Source organism: Actinotalea caeni, from assembly GCF_009733795.1.
Taxonomy (GTDB): Bacteria; Actinomycetota; Actinomycetes; order Actinomycetales; family Beutenbergiaceae; genus Pseudactinotalea; species Pseudactinotalea caeni.
The window spans coordinates 1-15,062 of record NZ_WNXX01000013.1 but is presented as its reverse complement, the minus strand read 5'-3'; the positions used below and the strand labels follow the sequence as shown (position 1 = coordinate 15,062).

Here is a 15,062-nt window from a genome sequence, read left to right as displayed (position 1 = left end):
GGGCTGTCGGGGTGACAGGAGCCGCCGTCGCGACCCGCTCGTCCCTCGCGGGGCGCTCCGGCTCCCAGCATCCTGTGCAGCCCCGACAACGAGAAACCGCCTCGGCTTCGCCGGGCGGTTTCTCGTGTGTCGGGGTGACAGTGTGCTGGTTCAGGACATCCCGGACAGGTGTCTCGCGTCATCCCGGACTGATGTCTCAGGACATGGTGGACGGTGGGGCGTCAGCGTTCGGGGATGTCGAAGGCGCGTCTGGTCATTACCGCTGTCACCGTTCAGAACCGCTCTGTCGCCCAGGTCGCTGCCGATTATGGGGTTGCTCGTTCCTGGATCTATGAGTTGCTGGCCCGCTACCGAGCCGAGGGCGAGGCCGCCTTCCAGCCACGCTCACAGCGGCCGGTGTCGAACCCGAACGCCACTAGCCCGGCCCGGGCGCAGCTGATCGCCACGATCCGCGCCCAGCTGAGCTCGCAGGGCCTGGATGCCGGCGCGGAATCGATCCGCTGGCACCTGTCCCAGACCCACCGCATCGAGATCTCCCGCGCCACTATCCACCGGATCCTGGTCCGGGAAGTGCTGGTGGTCCCGACACCCAAGAAGCGCCCCAAGTCCAGTTACGTCCGCTTCGCCGCCGAGCTGCCCAACCAGTGCTGGCAGGCCGACTTCACCCACTACCGCCTCGCCGACGGCACCGAGGTCGAGATCTTGTGCTGGATCGATGACTGCACCCGCTACGCCATCAGCCTGACCGCTCATGTCCGGGTGTCCACCCCGGCCGTGATCGCCGCCTTCCGCGCCGCCTGTGACCAGCACGGACGCCCCGCGAGCACGTTGACCGACAACGGCATGGTCTTCACCACCCGGTTCTCCGGCCATCCCGGCCGCAACGGCTTCGAAGCCCTGCTCGCGACCTGGCACATCACCCAGATCAACGGCCGCGGCGGCCACCCGCAGACCCAGGGCAAGGTCGAACGCTTCCAGCAGACCCTCAAACGATGGCTGCGCGCCCAACCCGACCAGCCCGCCACGCTGACCGACCTGCAGGCGCTGCTGGATCGCTTCGCCCAGATCTACAACCACGAACGCGGCCACCGCTCGCTGCCGAACCAGGCCGTCCCGGCCGCCCTCTACGACACCCTGCCCAAGAGCACACCCGACACCAGCCAGCCCGCCACCAGCCACGAACGCGTCCGCGAAGATGTCGTCGACACCGGCGGCACCGTCACCCTGCGCGTGACCGGCCGCCTGCACCACATCGGCATCGGCCGAACCCACAACCGAACCCGCGTCCTGATCCTGGCCCAAGACCTCCACGTCCGCGTCATCAACGCCACCACCGGCGAGATCCTGCGCGAGCTCACCATCGAGCCCGACCGCGACTACCAGCCACAACCCCGAAAATGACGAACACCCGAACCCACAGTCCGTGGGTTCGGGCGTCCGGGATGTCGTGAGACATCACAGTGTCGGGGTGACAGGATTTGAACCTGCGGCCTCTTCGTCCCGAACGAAGCGCGCTACCAAGCTGCGCCACACCCCGGAGCAGCCTGGACAGGATAGCGGAGTCCGAGCCCCACCCTGAAACCGGCGTGTGACGGGCACCACTCGAACCCCGAGGCGCACCTCCGGACAACCCCGCCGCGCCCGTCCCCGCGGACCGTCATCGGCCAGCTCAGCGGGGGACGAGCGTGAGCAGCGTCGCCTCGGGGCGGCAGAAGAAGCGCACCGGCGTGTACGGGTTCGTGCCCAGGCCGGCGCTCACGTGCAACCACATCGAGCCCGGGTCCTCGTCCGGCCGCGCGCCGGGCCAGCCGTGCAGGCCTTTCGCGCGGCGGGTGTCGAGGTCGCAGTTCGTCGTGAGCGCACCCCACACCGGCAGGCACAGCTGCCCGCCGTGCGTGTGGCCCGCGAGCGTGAGGTCGACGCCGTCGGCCCGGAACGCCTCGAGCACCCGCTGGTAGGGGGCGTGCGTCACCCCCAGGTGCGCCACGGCGTCGTCGGGCCGGTCCACCGCGCGGGCCGGGGGCACCTCGTCGAGGTCCATGTGCGCGTCCGCCGCGCCGACGACGCTCACCCGGCGCCCGTCGACGTCGAGCACCGCGCGCGCGTTGGCGAGATCCGCCCAGCCGCGCTCGATCAGCGCGGCGCGCAGCTCCCGGCCGGGCAGGTCGGGCGCGGCCTCGTGGCTGCCCGGGGTGCGCGAGTCCGGCAGCAGGTACCGGGCCGGGTTGCGCAGCTGGGGCGCGAAGTAGTCGTTCGAGCCCAGCGTGAACACGCCCGGGGTGTCCAGCAGCGGGGACAACGCCCGCAGCAGCACCGGCAGCGAGGCCGGGTGCGCGAGGTTGTCACCGGTGTTGACGACCAGGTGCGGCTCGGTCTCGGCGAGCGAGCGCACCCACGCCACCTTGTCCTGCTGACCCGGGGTCAGGTGCAGGTCGGAGATGTGCAGCACCCGCATCGGGTCCGCGCCGGCAGGCAGCACCGGCACGGTGACACGCCGGAGCACGAACGCGTGCGCCTCGACCAGCGCCCAGCTCAGCCCTGCGGCACCCGCGGCGGCCGCGAGAGCGGCGCCGCGCGCCCACCGGTTCAGGTGCGCACCTTCGGCGCGGCGTCAGGGGTCACCGGTCGCCGCCGCCGGGGCCGTTCCCACCGCCGGGGCCGTTGCCGCCCCCACCGCCGCCAGGACCACCGCCGCCACCGGGGCCTCGGTCACCCCGATCGTCCCGGTCGTCGCGATCACCGCGGTCGTCGCGGTCGTCGCGATCACCGCGGTCGTCGTCATCGTCGTCCGGTGGCGGGCCGGAGCTCGTGATCAGGGTGATCACGCTGCCCTGGGTCTGCAGCGAGCCCGCACCGGGCTGGGTGCGGATCACGTTGCCCTCGTTGACGCTCTCGTGCTCCTCGGAGGAGCCCTCCCGCGTCTGGAAGCCGGCGTTCTGCAGCGTCTGCGTGGCCTGGTCGACGCTCATGTTGCTGACGTTCGGCACCCACTTGCGCTCGCCGTAGACCAGCTTGTCGTTCGGGTCGGGGAACTTCGTCGGCGGCAGGTCGAGGCGTTCGACGGCGCCGCTCATGTAGTCGTGCCAGATCGGCGCCGCGAACTTCCCGCCGTAGACGAGGCTGTAGTACGTGCCGTTGATGGTGATGTTCATCATCGGCTTGAGGCCTTCGGAGAAGCCGTTCCACACCGCCGTCGAGAGCTGCGGCGTGTAGCCGACGAACCAGGCCGCGGTGTCGTCGTTGGCGGTGCCGGTCTTGCCGGCGACCGGGCGGTTGCCGAGGCTGGCCGCGTTGCCCGTGGCGCCCGGGGTCGACACGACCCGGCTCAGCGCATAGGTCACGGTGGCCGCGATCTCCGGCTTCAGCGCCTGGTTGCACTCGGCGTCGGGGACCGGCAGCTGCTCGCCGTCCTTGGTCTCGATCGACTCGAGGGCGACCGGCTTGCAGAAGACGCCGTTCGCCGCGAACGCCGCGAACGCGGCCGCCATCGTCAGGGGTGCGATGTTGTTCGCACCCAGCGTCCACGACGGGCTCGGCACGAGCGGCAGCCCGTACTGCGCGTCGACCCCGGACCCCACGTGCAGGCCGAGCCGCTGCGTCAGGTCGAACAGGTCGCACTGGTTGAGCTGGTTCGCCATGTTGACGAAGGCGGTGTTCACCGAGTCCTCGGTGGCTTTCAGCACCGTCATCGGGCCGGTGCCGATGCCCTCGATGTTCTTGGGGTCGTAGTCGGCCGCGTGCGCGCCGAGGTCGCAGCCGTCGTAGTTCCACGACGACCGTGGGAAGTGCTGACCCTGGGAGCCGTCGACGACATCCATCAGCGAGTTGCCCGCCTCCAGCCACGCCGCCAGCACGAAGGCCTTGAAGGTGGAGCCGGTCTGGAAGCCGATCGCGCCGCCGTACGCGGCGTCGGCGTTGAAGTTCAGCTTGGTCGTGCGTTTGGGGTCGCCCTCTTGGTCGCCGTTGCCGTACGGCGTGTTCTGCACCATCGCGAGGATGCGCCCCGTGCCCGGTTCGACCGTGGAGATCGCGTTGGATACCCCCGACGAGTCGTCGACCGGGACGGCGTCGACCAGGGCGTGCCACCCCTCCGACTGCAGGTGGCGGTTGATGGTCGTGGTGATGTCCAGGCCGCCGCGCAGCAGCAGCTGCACCCGCTCGGCCTTGGTCTCGCCGTACTCGGGGCTCTGCAGGATCGTGTTGACCACGTACTCGCAGAAGTACGCCGACACCTTCGCGGTCGCGCACGTCGGCGGGATCTTGCGGACGTCGAGCATGTCCTCGATCGGGACCTTGCTCCAGGTGTCGTACTGCTCCGGCGTGATGAAGCCCTGCTGCTCCATGAGCATCAGCACCGTGTTGCGCCGGTTGAAGGCGTTCTCCGGGTTCGTGATCGGGTTCCACCGTGCGGGAGCCTGCGTGATGCCCGCCAGCAGCGCGGCCTCGCCGATGTTCAGCTTGTTCGCGCGCTTCGAGAAGAAGTACCGGGCCGCGGCCTCGACGCCGTACTGCGACGGGCCGAACTGGGCGATGTTGAGGTAGCCCTCGAGGATCTGGTCCTTGGTGTAGGTCTGCTCGAGCGCGATCGCGAGCTTCGCCTCGCGGAGCTTGCGGCCGATCGTCGGCGCGGTCGCCGCGGCCATCGCCTCGGGGTCCTCGGCGACGCGGGCCTGCTCGAGCAGCACGTTCTTCACGTACTGCTGGGTGAGCGTCGAGCCGCCCTCGAAGCTGGCGCCGGAGAGGATGTTGATGAGCGCGCGGAAGATGCCCTCGGGGTCGACCGCGCCGTGCTCGTAGAAGCGCTTGTCCTCGGTCGCGATCACCGCGTTGCGGACGTCCTCGTCGATCTGCTCCAGCGGGACGACGATGCGGTCCTCGGAGTAGAACGTCGCCATCACCGAGCGGTCGCTGTACCGGATCACGCTGCGCTCCGACAGCGTCAGGTCGCCGATCTCGGTGTCGAGGTCCTCGAAGGTGTCGATGCCGGCCTGCGTGGTGGCGCCGACGGCGGCGACCAGCGGCATCGCGAACCCTGCCGAGAGCACGCCACCGACCCCCGCGACCATGAGGAACGCGAGGAACAGCGAGATGAGCTGTGCGACGTTGACGGAGCGCCCGGACGCACGACGAGGGGGCGAAGTCATGTCGGCATCCTACGTTCCGCGGCTGAGAGGGCCAGGGAGTGTGCCGCGCGCCGCCCTCCGCAGGGGGAGGCGTGACCTACCCCAGAGCCGACCTTTGCGTAACACCGCACTTCGGTCTACATTCCAAGAGCGGTCACCTAGGTACCAGCGAAGGCGCTGGTCCCGCAGTTCGGGAGGTCGGAATGTCAACGACGTACGACGAGAGCTGGACGGCCAGGGCTGCGTGCGCAGGACGATCGCCGGACGACCTCTTCGTGCAGGGCGCCGCGCAGCGGCAGGCCCGCGAGATCTGCTTCGGGTGCCCCGTCCGGCTGGAGTGCCTCGTCGACGCCCTGGACAACCGGATCCAGTTCGGTGTCTGGGGTGGCATGACCGAGCGTGAGCGTCGCGCGCTGCTGCGCCGGGCGCCGTCGGTCGAGTCCTGGCGCGCGACGCTCGCCGACCTCGACCGGGACCACATCAACGAGCTGATCTCGCAGCGGTGGCCGGTGCCCAAGCCCGCGCGCCGCGAGCAGCGCGAGCGGGCGGTGAGCTGAGGCCGGCCCCGCCGGTGCTCGCTCCCGCCCCGCCTAGGATCGGTCCATGACGACCTGGGAGTACGCGACCATCCCCCTGATGATCCACAACACCAAGGCGATCCTCGACACCTGGGGCGCCGACGGCTGGGAGCTCGTGCAGGTGGTGCCGGGCCCCGACGGGCAGGGGCTCGTCGCCTACCTCAAGCGACCGAAGGCGTGACCGTGGCGGTCTCGCAGCGGCTCGCCGAGCTCGGCATCGAGCTGCCCGACGTCGTCCCGCCGGTCGCGTCGTACGTCCCGGCGGTCACCATCGGTGACCTGGTGATGACCTCGGGTCAGCTGCCGATGGTCGACGGCGCGCTGGCGGCGACCGGCAAGGTCGGCGACGGGGCCGGGCACGTCCCGGCCGCCGACGCCGCCGGGCTGGCGCGCCTGTGCGCGCTCAACGCGGTCGCGGCCGCCGCGTCCGCCGCCGGCGGCGTCGACCGGCTCGCGCGCGTCGTCAAGGTGGTCGGGTTCGTCGCCTCCGACCCGTCGTTCACGGGCCAGCCGGGCGTGGTCAACGGCGCCTCCGACGCGCTGCAGGAGATCTTCGGCGACGCCGGTGTGCACGCCCGCTCCGCCGTCGGCGTCGCAGCGCTGCCGCTGGACGCGCCCGTCGAGGTCGAGGTCACCTTCCAGCTGGCCTGAGCGCCCCACGACGAACGGGCCCGCCGTCCGCGCCGCTCACGGCGCCGACGGCGGGCCCTCGTCGTGCGTGCGGGTCAGCGCGCCCGGCGGCGCAGCCGCTCGATGTCGAGCAGGATCACCGAGCGACCGTCCAGCTGCAGCCAGCCGCGGTTGCTGAACTCCGCCAGCGACTTGTTGACGGTCTCGCGGGTGGCACCGACCAGCTGGGCGAGCTCCTCCTGCGTGAGGTCGTGCGTCACGCGCAGACCGGCGTCGGTCTGCTGACCGAACCGGCGGCCCAGGTCGAGCAGCGCCTTCGCGACGCGGCCGGGCACGTCGGAGAAGATGAGGTCCGCCATCGCCGCGTTGGTGCGGCGCAGCCGCTGCGCGAGCGAGCGCAGCAGGTGCTGGGAGATCTCCGGGCGGGCGTCGAGCACGCGCAGCAGGTCGGAGTGCTGCAGCGCGACCAGCGACGTCTTCGCGAGCGCGGTCGCGGTCGCGGTGCGCGCACCCGGGTCGTACAGCGACACCTCGCCGAGGATCTCGCCCGGGCCGAGGATCGCGAGCAGGTGCTCGCGGCCGTCCGGCGCCATGTGGCCGAGCTTGACCTTGCCGGCGCCGATGACGAAGAGCTTGTCGCCGGGGGAGCCCTCGTGGAAGATCTCCTCGCCGCGCCGGTAGGTCAGCTCCGTCATCCGCTCGCGGATCGCCAGGTAGCCCTGGTCGCTCAGCTCAGAGAACAGTGGTGAGCTGCGAATGACGGCCTCGTCCATACCGGGCGTCCCCTCCATGTCGTGAATCAGATGTGCCTGTGAGATGTGCCACAGTCTGCCAGGTCTGGGCGGGCCCCGTGCCCGCCACGCTCAGTCGAGCGTGAGGCTCCGCAGCCATGTCAGCAGCAGCTGGGTGACCTCCTCGGGCGCCTCCTCGGGAAGGAAGTGCCCCGCGCCGTCGACCAGGACGCGACGGTAGCTCGCGCTCACCATCGCGCCGTCGCGGCGGCACGCGCGGGGCGGCAGGTTGCCGTCGAGGCGCCCGTGCAACGACAGCACCGGCACGCTCACGGGCTGCTCGACCAGCTCGAGGAAGCGGCGACCGTCGGGCCGGGGCCGCGACCGCACGAGCCAGCGCAGCTGCTCCATCTGGCTGTGCGCGGCGAACGGCAGCCGCGCCGCCTGCGTGTACAGGTCGACGTCGGGGCACGACCACCCGGGCGCCGACCACGCGTCCAGCAGCCGCGCGACGAGGTCGCCTCGGGTCATCGCCCGCTCGGGGAACCACGGCACCTGGAACTGGGCCAGCCGCAGCAGCGTGCGCGTCGGCGCCGCGGCCCGGCCCGCCGCGACGAGGTGGAGCGGGTGCGGGGCGCCCAGCACCCCGATCGCACGCACCGCGCGCGCGTCGAGCGACGGCAGCGTCCAGGCCACCTGCCCGCCGAGACCCTGACCGACGACGACGGCGGAGCTCGCCCCGAGCGAGCGGATCACGCCCGCCACGTCGGCGGTCAGCGTCGGGAGGTCGTAGGCGCCCGGCGGCTTGTCGGAGGCGCCGTAGCCGCGCAGGTCCATCGCGGCCGCGCGGAACCCGGCCTCGCCGAGCGCGACCAGCTGGTGCCGCCAGGCCCACCACAGCTGCGGGAAGCCGTGCAGCAGCACGACCAGCGGCGCGTCGGCGTCGTCGGGCCCGGTCACCGCGACGTGGAAGCGGCCGCCGTTGGCGGCCACCATGCGGTGCGTCCACGGCCCCGGGGGGCGCACGATCGCGGGATCGACGGTCACGGCGCACCACGCTACCGGCCGCTCGCGCCGCCGTCGTCGGACGGTCGGCGCGGCGGCCGGTGCGTGGGTCGGGAGGCTCAGTCCTCCGAGGTGCTGCCCCCGGACATCCCGGCCTGGATGAGGTTCATGACCGAGGAGTCGGCGAGCGTGGTGACGTCGCCCACCGGGCGGTTCTCGGCGACGTCGCGCAGCAGCCGGCGCATGATCTTGCCCGAGCGGGTCTTGGGCAGCTCGTTCACCACGAGGATCGAGCGCGGCTTGGCGATCGGCCCGATCTCCTTGGCGACGTGGTTGCGCAGCTCGGCGGCGATGGCGGCGTTGTCCTCCTCGGACGCCGTCGCGTCGGCCGCCTCGATGACGTCGCCGCGCAGGATGACGAACGCGACGACCGCCTGGCCGGTGGTGTCGTCGCTCGCGCCGACGACCGCGGCCTCGGCGACGTAGGGGTGCGACACGAGCGCCGACTCGATCTCCGTCGTCGACAGCCGGTGCCCCGAGACGTTCATGACGTCGTCGACGCGACCGAGCAGCCAGATGTCGCCGTCCTCGTCGTACTTGGCGCCGTCACCGGCGAAGTACACGCCCGGGAACCGCGACCAGTAGGTCTCCTTGAACCGCTCGTCGTCGCCCCAGATGCCGCGCAGCATCGACGGCCACGGCTCGTCGAGCACGAGGTACCCGCCGCCGCCAGGGCCCACCGGTGCTCCGGTGTCGTCCCACACCGAGGCGCTGATGCCGGGCAGCGGGGTCTGCGCCGAGCCGGGCTTGGCCGCGGTGACGCCCGGCAGCGGCGAGATCATGATCGCGCCGGTCTCGGTCTGCCACCACGTGTCGACGACCGGGGTGCGGTCGCCGCCGATGACGCGCCGGTACCAGACCCACGCCTCCGGGTTGATCGGCTCGCCGACCGACCCCAGCAGCCGCAGCGACGACAGGTCGTAGCCGTTCGGGATCGCCTCGCCCCACTTCATGACCGTGCGGATCGCGGTGGGCGCGGTGTAGAGGATCGTGACGCCGTACTTCTGCACGATGTCCCACCAGCGGCCCTTGTCCGGGGTGTCCGGGGTGCCCTCGTACATCACCTGGGTGGCGCCGTTCACGAGCGGCCCGTAGACGATGTAGCTGTGCCCGGTGACCCAGCCGACGTCGGCGGTGCACCAGTACACGTCGGACTCGGGCTTGAGGTCGAACACGTACTTGTGCGTGAACGCCGACTGCGTGAGGTAGCCGCCGGTGGTGTGCAGGATGCCCTTCGGCTTCCCGGTCGTGCCGGAGGTGTAGAGGATGAACAGCGGGTGCTCGGCCTCCACCGCGACAGGCTCGTGCTCCTCGGAGGCGGCCCCGACGACGTCGTGCCACCAGACGTCGCGGCCCTCGGTCCACTCGACGTCCTGACCCGTGCGCCGCACGACCAGCACGTGCTTCACCGGGGTGTCGCCCTTGCTGAGCGCCTCGTCGACGGCGGGCTTGAGCGCGCTCGGCTTGCCGCGGCGGTGCCCGCCGTCGGCGGTGATGACCAGCGTCGCCTCGGCGTCGGTGATGCGGCTGTGCAGCGCCTCGGCCGAGAACCCGCCGAACACGACCGAGTGGGTCGCCCCGATGCGCGCGCACGCGAGCATCGCGATCGCGGCCTCCGGGATCATCGGCAGGTAGATCGCGACCCGGTCGCCGGTGCTGACGCCGAGCTCGCCGAGCGCGTTGGCGGTCTTGCTGACCTCGCGCTGCAGGTCGGCGTAGGTGATCGTGCGGGTGTCGCCCGGCTCGCCCTCGAAGTGGATCGCGACCCGGTCGCCGTGGCCGGCCTCGACGTGCCGGTCGACCGCGTTGTAGGCCGCGTTGAGACGGCCGTCGCCGAACCAGCGCGCGAACGGCGCGTTGCTCCAGTCGAGGGTCTCGGTGAACGGCGTCGACCAGGTCAGCAGCTCCCGCGCCTGCGTGGCCCAGAACTCCAGCCTGTCCGCTGCGGCCTCGTCGTACATAACCGCGGTGGCGTTCGCCTGCGCCGCGAACTCCGGCGAGGGCGGGAACCGCCGCTCCTCGTGGAGCAGGTTCTCCAGGGCCGGCGAGCTCGGGTCGGTCATCGTTCGATCCTCCAGCGACATCGGTGGGTCCGGGACTCCGGGCACAGCCTAGAACCTTCGCCGCATCCCGTCCGACAGCCGCTCACCACTCGGCCCGACGGACGGACGAGGGCGACGGCGCCCCCGGTGGCGGGGGTCGCCGTCGCCCTCGTGGTGACGTCAGGCGCCGAGCGCGGCGCGGCGGCGCTCCTCGCGGCGGCCCTGCCGGCGGGCGCCGTGCGAGATGACGCCGGCCATGATCAGCACGATCCCGTAGACGGCGGTGCGGCCGGTCCGCAGATCGGCGACGAGATGGTCGACGACGTTCTGGCCGAGCTGGCGCAGCCCCTGCACGAGCACGCCCTGGTACTCGGTGATCAGCTCCATCGCCTGCTCGTGGAAGACGATGAACGCGATGCCGGCCAGCGCCCCGACGGTGCCGACGACGATCGCGCCCACCGACGACCAGCGGGTCGCCAGCAGCACGAAGAACAGGCAGAGCACGCCGGCCGCGAGCTCGATCGGTGCCGCGATGTTGAACGGGCCGCCGTTGACGAGGTTGAAGTTGAGGCGCTCGCCGCCGTCGGTCACGAGGTACCAGCCGACAGGCACGAACACGATCGCGATCAGCAGGCTCCACCAGTGCGCGGCGGCGCGCGAGCTCGGGCCGTCGTCGAAGTCCTTGAACGGGTCGTCCTCGCCGCCCTCGGTCGCGGTCCGCCCGGTGGTGGTCGGCATCGTGCGGGTGGTGCCGGTCTCCTCGGCGGGCTCGCCGACGGTGGCGACCGCGCCCGCGCCCGCGGCGGCCAGCGGCACCGCGGCCGTGGTGCGCTCCTCGGGCTCGGTGCTGGTCTCGACAGGCTCGGGGCGGGGGCGCCCGAAGCGGCGCGCGCGCTCCTCGCGCAGCGCCTCGTCCTCGTCCTCGGTCGGGACGTACTCGGTGCGCTCCGGGGGCACCGTGTCGCCGCCGTCGACCTCCTCGAAACCGTCGCGGCGCTGCGCCGGGATCGCGGCGACGTGGGTCTCGTCGAGCGAGCGGTCGGCGGCGGGCGGGGTGCTCTCGGCGACCGGCTCGGCGGCCGGGGCCGCGGCGGCGTCGAGGGGACCGGCAGCAGGAGCCGGCTCGCTGGACGTGGCGGGACCGGGCTCGTCGACGCCCTCGGAGGTCACCTCGCGCTCGGGGTCGTCGACACCCTCGTCGAGGCGGCTGGTGCGGTCGTCGTCGGAGCCGTTGGGGCGCGCGTCGGTGCTCATCGGTTCTCCCAGCTGTAGCGGACGCTCTACGGTATCGACCGGCTCCCCGACAGCCCGGGTGGCACGCCGTGCGGCGGCGGTGGCAGATCGACCGCGGCCCGCACGCAATGACGGCGCCTCACGGCGCCGTCATCGACCTCAAGCCGGTCGTGGGTTAGCAAGCGTGCACACGTTGATGTGGGTCGCTACGGGCTGTGCCCGGTCGCCCAGTCCTATTCGTGGACCGTTCGCGCGTGGGTTCCCACGACCGGAATGAAGTTGTACTCCATGTCTACTCCTTCCGGCGTGGTTTGTGAAGCAGATCGGGGGTCCGAGCTGACGAGCGGGCCGTGGGTCCGCGTGGTCCACCGCCGTCCACAACGAGGCCGTCCACAGGACCCTCGTGCTGCCGTCCCGTCCACAGCAGCGGGGTCGCCCCGCCGCGTGGCGTGGACGGCTCGGGCCACCCTGCCGGGACACGACGGACAGCACGACGGACAGGAGGTCGGCGATGTCAGGTGCGGCGGTGGCGCTGCGTTCCTCGGACCCTGCGATGGTCGACGCCGTGCGATCGGTGGTCGCGCTCGCGGACCTGCCGCTGAGCGTGCACCCGGCGGGAGCGCGCCCTCCTGAGGCGGCCCTGGTGCTGGACAGCGCGTCGGAGGTCGGGCCCGCCGACCCGGACTGGCGCCGACCTGGCAGGCGGTTCGCGTGGGTCGCCGTCGACCACGCCGTGACGGCGCCCGACGGCGCACGGTGCCTCGTGCTGCCCGACACCGCGGAGGAGCTGCTCACCCGGGTCCGTGCGGTGACGACGACCCGACGGGCACGCGTCGTCGGCGTGGTCGGGGCGCGGGGCGGCGCTGGCGCCTCGACGCTGGCGGCGGTGCTGGCACGGGCCTGCGCCGATGCCGGGCTCGCGCCGGGTCTCGTCGACCTCGACCTCGACGGCGGCGGCATCGACGTGCTCGTCGGCGCCGAGCACGAGGCGGGGCTGCGCTGGTCCGACCTCGTCGAGGAACGGTCCGGCTTCACCCCGGCCGACCTGGCCGCGGCGCTGCCGCGTTGGCGCGGGGTGCGGCTGCTGTCGGCCGACCTGCGCACGACGACCGCCCCACCCGTGGAGCACGCGCTCGCCGCGCTGGCCGACGCGCTCGACGTCGTCGTCCTCGACCTGCCGCGGGCGGCGGCCCGGCCGGGCGAGATCGGCACGCGGTGGTGCGACACGGTGGTGGTCGTCGCGACCTGCGACCTGACCGCGGTCGGCGGCGCGCAGCACCTGGCGCACGCGCTCACCGGCCTCGACCGACGCCTGGTGACACGCGGCCCGGCCCCGGGTGGCATCGGTCCCGAGGACGTCGCGGCGGCGGCCGGGCTGCCGCTGCTGCACGCGATGGTGCCCGAGCGCGGGCTCGCCTCGGCGCTCGAGCGCGGTGTGGCGCCGGGCGACCGAAGGCGCGGGCCGCTCGCGCGGTGCGCCCGGCGGCTCGTGGCCGAGCTGGACCTGCGATGAGCGCGGCGCAGGCGGCGGTGGCGACGCTGCGCTCGCAGCTGGTGGACGGGCCCGACCTGGGGCGGGCGGTGCGCACCAGCGGACCCGGCGACGCGGCGCGTCTCGACCTCGCACGCAGCGCCCGGGCCGAGCTGCACGGCGCGGGGACCCTGCTGCAGCCGCTGCTGGACGACCCGACGATCACCGACGTCCTCGTCAACGGCGCGGGCGACGTCTGGGTCGATCGCGGTGCGGGGCTGGAGCGGGCCGAGGAACGGGTGGCGGACCCGCGGGCGCTCGCGACCCGGCTCGCGACGCTGGCGGCGCAGCGTCTCGACGACGCGGTGCCGGTCGTGGACGGCCGGCTCCCCGACGGCACCCGGCTGCACGCGGTGCTCGCCCCGGTCGCGGCCGAGGGCGCCCACATCAGCCTGCGCACGCTGCGGCGCCGCGCGTTCACGCTCGCCGACCTGCGCGGGCTCGGCTTCCTGGACGCGACGGGCGAGGCGGTCCTGCACCGGCTCGTCGAGGTGCGCGCCAACGTCCTCGTCAGCGGTGCCACCGGGTCGGGGAAGACCTCGCTGCTGGCGTCGGTGCTGTCGCTGGTGCCGCCCGACGAGCGCATCGTCGTCATCGAGGAGGCCGCGGAGCTGGTGCCGACGCACCCGCACGTCGTCCACCTGCAGGTCCGGCGCCCCAACGTGCAGGGCGCCGGCGGCATCGGGCTCGACGTGCTCGTCCGCGCGGCGATGCGGATGCGACCGGACCGGCTCGTGCTGGGGGAGTGCCGCGGCGGGGAGGTCCGGGAGGTGCTGGGAGCACTCAACACCGGTCACGACGGCGGCTGGGCGACCGTGCACGCCAACTCCGCGGACGACGTGCCGGCACGGCTGGCGGCGCTCGGCGCGCTCGCGGGGATGGGACCCGAGGTGGTCGCGCTGCAGGCGCGTGCCGCGATCGACGCCGTGCTGCACCTGCGCCGCGACGCCGAGGGCCGGCGCGTGCTCGACCAGGTCGGGGTGCTGACCGGCGACGACGGCGCGGTCCGCTGCGTCCCGGCGCTGCAGCGCGACGCCGCCGGCGTGCTGCGGACGGCGCAGGGGTGGGAGCAGCTCGCCGCGGTGCTCGACCGAGGGAGCCGGTGATGCGCGGCGCCGCCGTGCTGGCGCTCGTGCTCGCCGGCGTGGTGCTGTCGGTGCCCGGTCGGCGGCCGTGGGCGGCGTCGACGCGCCCCCGTGGGCAGCGACGAGGCCTGGGCGGTGCGACGCTCCGCGGGCTGGTGGCGCGGATACGCCGCCCCGCACGGCCGAGCGTCGCGGCGGTGCTCGTCGAGGTCGCGGCACGCCTGCGTGCCGGGAGCCCGATGGTCCAGGCCTGGCAGCGGGCGCTGCCGGAGCCGCGACCGGCGTGGGCGGCACCGCTCGTCGAGGCGCTCGAGCTCGACGACGTCGGGCTCGCTGCTCCCGGGTACCGCGGGGCGGTGGCGCTCGGCCACCCACGCCGGTCGCCGCCGCCGGGTGGTCTCGCGGCGGTACGGCGGATCCGTGGGCTGCGCGCCCGCGACGGGCCGGACGTGGCGGCCGCGACGGCCGCCTGCCGGCTGTCGGCCCGCACCGGGGCCCCGCTGGCGGAGGTGGCCGACGTGGTCGTCGCCGGCATCGCGGAGACCGTCGAGGCCGAGAACCTGCGCCGCGCCGCGCTGGCGGGTCCGCGCGCCACGGCGCGGCTGCTGGCCTGGCTGCCGCTCGCCGGCGTCGGCCTCGGCGCGGTCCTCGGAGCCGACCCGGTCGCGGTGCTGCTCGGCGGCGGGCCCGGTGGTCTCTGCCTCGTCGGCGGGCTGGCGCTCTTCCTGCTCGGCCGCCGCTGGGTGCGGCTCCTGCTGCGCGACGCCGAACGGGCGGGGCGGTGAGCCCGGTGCCGGTCGGCGCCGGCGAGCCGGACGTGCTGGTGGCCCTGCTCGCGCTCGCGGTGCTCGCGTGGCTGCCGTGGTGGCCGACGGCCAGGATCGCGCGAGCCCCGCGCCGCACCGCCGGGCGTGGTCGCGGCGGCCCACCGGTCGACGACGCGGTCGTGCTCGACCTCGTGCGCGCGACGCTCGCGGCCGGGCACGGCGTGGTCGCCGCGGTCGAGGCCGTGGGCTCCGCGCTGCCCGCGACGCAGGGCGCGCG

Annotated in this window: 14 protein-coding genes and 1 tRNA gene; 8 read left to right on the top strand and 7 right to left on the bottom strand. The window is 73.3% G+C overall.

The annotated features are described in order from the left end of the window. Positions 1-234: 234 nt before the first annotated feature. Positions 235-1,401, top strand: a complete 1,167-nt coding sequence (locus tag GPA02_RS12145; protein ID WP_156200335.1) for a DDE-type integrase/transposase/recombinase — start codon at positions 235-237, stop codon at positions 1,399-1,401. Positions 1,402-1,463: 62 nt separating this feature from the next. On the opposite strand, the gene GPA02_RS12140 is transcribed toward GPA02_RS12145, so the two are convergent. From GPA02_RS12140 to GPA02_RS12130, 3 genes are all read right to left on the bottom strand, one after another. Beyond that, positions 1,464-1,537, bottom strand: a tRNA-Pro gene (locus GPA02_RS12140). A gap of 132 nt (positions 1,538-1,669) precedes the next feature. After that, the gene (locus GPA02_RS12135) at positions 1,670-2,485 is read right to left on the bottom strand and encodes a metallophosphoesterase (protein WP_240134021.1); all 816 of its coding nucleotides are present in this window, start codon (positions 2,483-2,485) and stop codon (positions 1,670-1,672) included. A 133-nt stretch (positions 2,486-2,618) separates the two neighbouring features. Next, entirely contained in the window at positions 2,619-5,144 is a 2,526-nt protein-coding gene (locus GPA02_RS12130) for a penicillin-binding protein (RefSeq protein ID WP_156200333.1), read from the bottom strand. 182 nt (positions 5,145-5,326) lie between these two features. On the opposite strand from GPA02_RS12130, the gene GPA02_RS12125 reads away from it, so the two are divergent. The 3 genes from GPA02_RS12125 to GPA02_RS12120 are packed head-to-tail and all read left to right on the top strand — an operon-like array spanning position 5,327 to position 6,352. Beyond that, on the top strand, positions 5,327-5,680 hold the full coding sequence (locus GPA02_RS12125; RefSeq protein ID WP_156200332.1) for a WhiB family transcriptional regulator: 354 nt from the start codon (positions 5,327-5,329) through the stop codon (positions 5,678-5,680). Between the two features lie 46 nt (positions 5,681-5,726). Beyond that, a complete protein-coding gene (locus tag GPA02_RS18945) occupies positions 5,727-5,882 on the top strand; it encodes a Sp36 family protein (RefSeq protein WP_170296843.1) in 156 nt (51 codons plus the stop codon). 2 nt (positions 5,883-5,884) lie between these two features. Further along, positions 5,885-6,352 (top strand): RidA family protein, encoded by a 468-nt coding sequence (locus tag GPA02_RS12120; protein ID WP_156200331.1) that lies wholly within the window; start codon positions 5,885-5,887, stop codon positions 6,350-6,352. Between the two features lie 74 nt (positions 6,353-6,426). Here GPA02_RS12120 and GPA02_RS12115 read toward each other — a convergent pair whose 3' ends face one another. The 4 genes from GPA02_RS12115 to GPA02_RS12100 form a co-directional block, all read right to left on the bottom strand. Next, the gene (locus tag GPA02_RS12115; RefSeq protein WP_156200424.1) at positions 6,427-7,104 is read right to left on the bottom strand and encodes a Crp/Fnr family transcriptional regulator; all 678 of its coding nucleotides are present in this window, start codon (positions 7,102-7,104) and stop codon (positions 6,427-6,429) included. 90 nt (positions 7,105-7,194) lie between these two features. Then, on the bottom strand, positions 7,195-8,109 hold the full coding sequence (locus GPA02_RS12110) for an alpha/beta fold hydrolase (protein WP_240134020.1): 915 nt from the start codon (positions 8,107-8,109) through the stop codon (positions 7,195-7,197). A gap of 77 nt (positions 8,110-8,186) precedes the next feature. After that, a complete protein-coding gene (gene acs, locus GPA02_RS12105) occupies positions 8,187-10,190 on the bottom strand; it encodes an acetate--CoA ligase (protein WP_156200330.1) in 2,004 nt (667 codons plus the stop codon). A gap of 159 nt (positions 10,191-10,349) precedes the next feature. After that, positions 10,350-11,423, bottom strand: coding sequence for a hypothetical protein (locus GPA02_RS12100; RefSeq protein ID WP_156200329.1), 1,074 nt, complete (start codon positions 11,421-11,423; stop codon positions 10,350-10,352). Positions 11,424-11,928: 505 nt separating this feature from the next. On the opposite strand from GPA02_RS12100, the gene ssd reads away from it, so the two are divergent. The 4 genes from ssd to GPA02_RS12080 form a co-directional block, all read left to right on the top strand. Next, the gene (ssd, locus tag GPA02_RS12095; protein WP_162457767.1) at positions 11,929-12,915 is read left to right on the top strand and encodes a septum site-determining protein Ssd; all 987 of its coding nucleotides are present in this window, start codon (positions 11,929-11,931) and stop codon (positions 12,913-12,915) included. Beyond that, positions 12,912-14,039: a TadA family conjugal transfer-associated ATPase gene (locus GPA02_RS12090; protein ID WP_156200326.1), complete on the top strand. Its 1,128-nt coding sequence runs from the start codon at positions 12,912-12,914 to the stop codon at positions 14,037-14,039. The genes ssd and GPA02_RS12090 overlap by 4 nt, the downstream gene beginning before the upstream one ends. After that, positions 14,039-14,803, top strand: coding sequence for a type II secretion protein F (locus tag GPA02_RS12085; RefSeq protein ID WP_156200324.1), 765 nt, complete (start codon positions 14,039-14,041; stop codon positions 14,801-14,803). Before GPA02_RS12090 ends, GPA02_RS12085 begins: the two co-directional genes overlap by 1 nt. Further along, on the top strand, positions 14,800-15,062 hold a 263-nt coding region (locus tag GPA02_RS12080), incomplete at its 3' end, for a hypothetical protein (protein ID WP_204986601.1). The genes GPA02_RS12085 and GPA02_RS12080, both read left to right, overlap by 4 nt.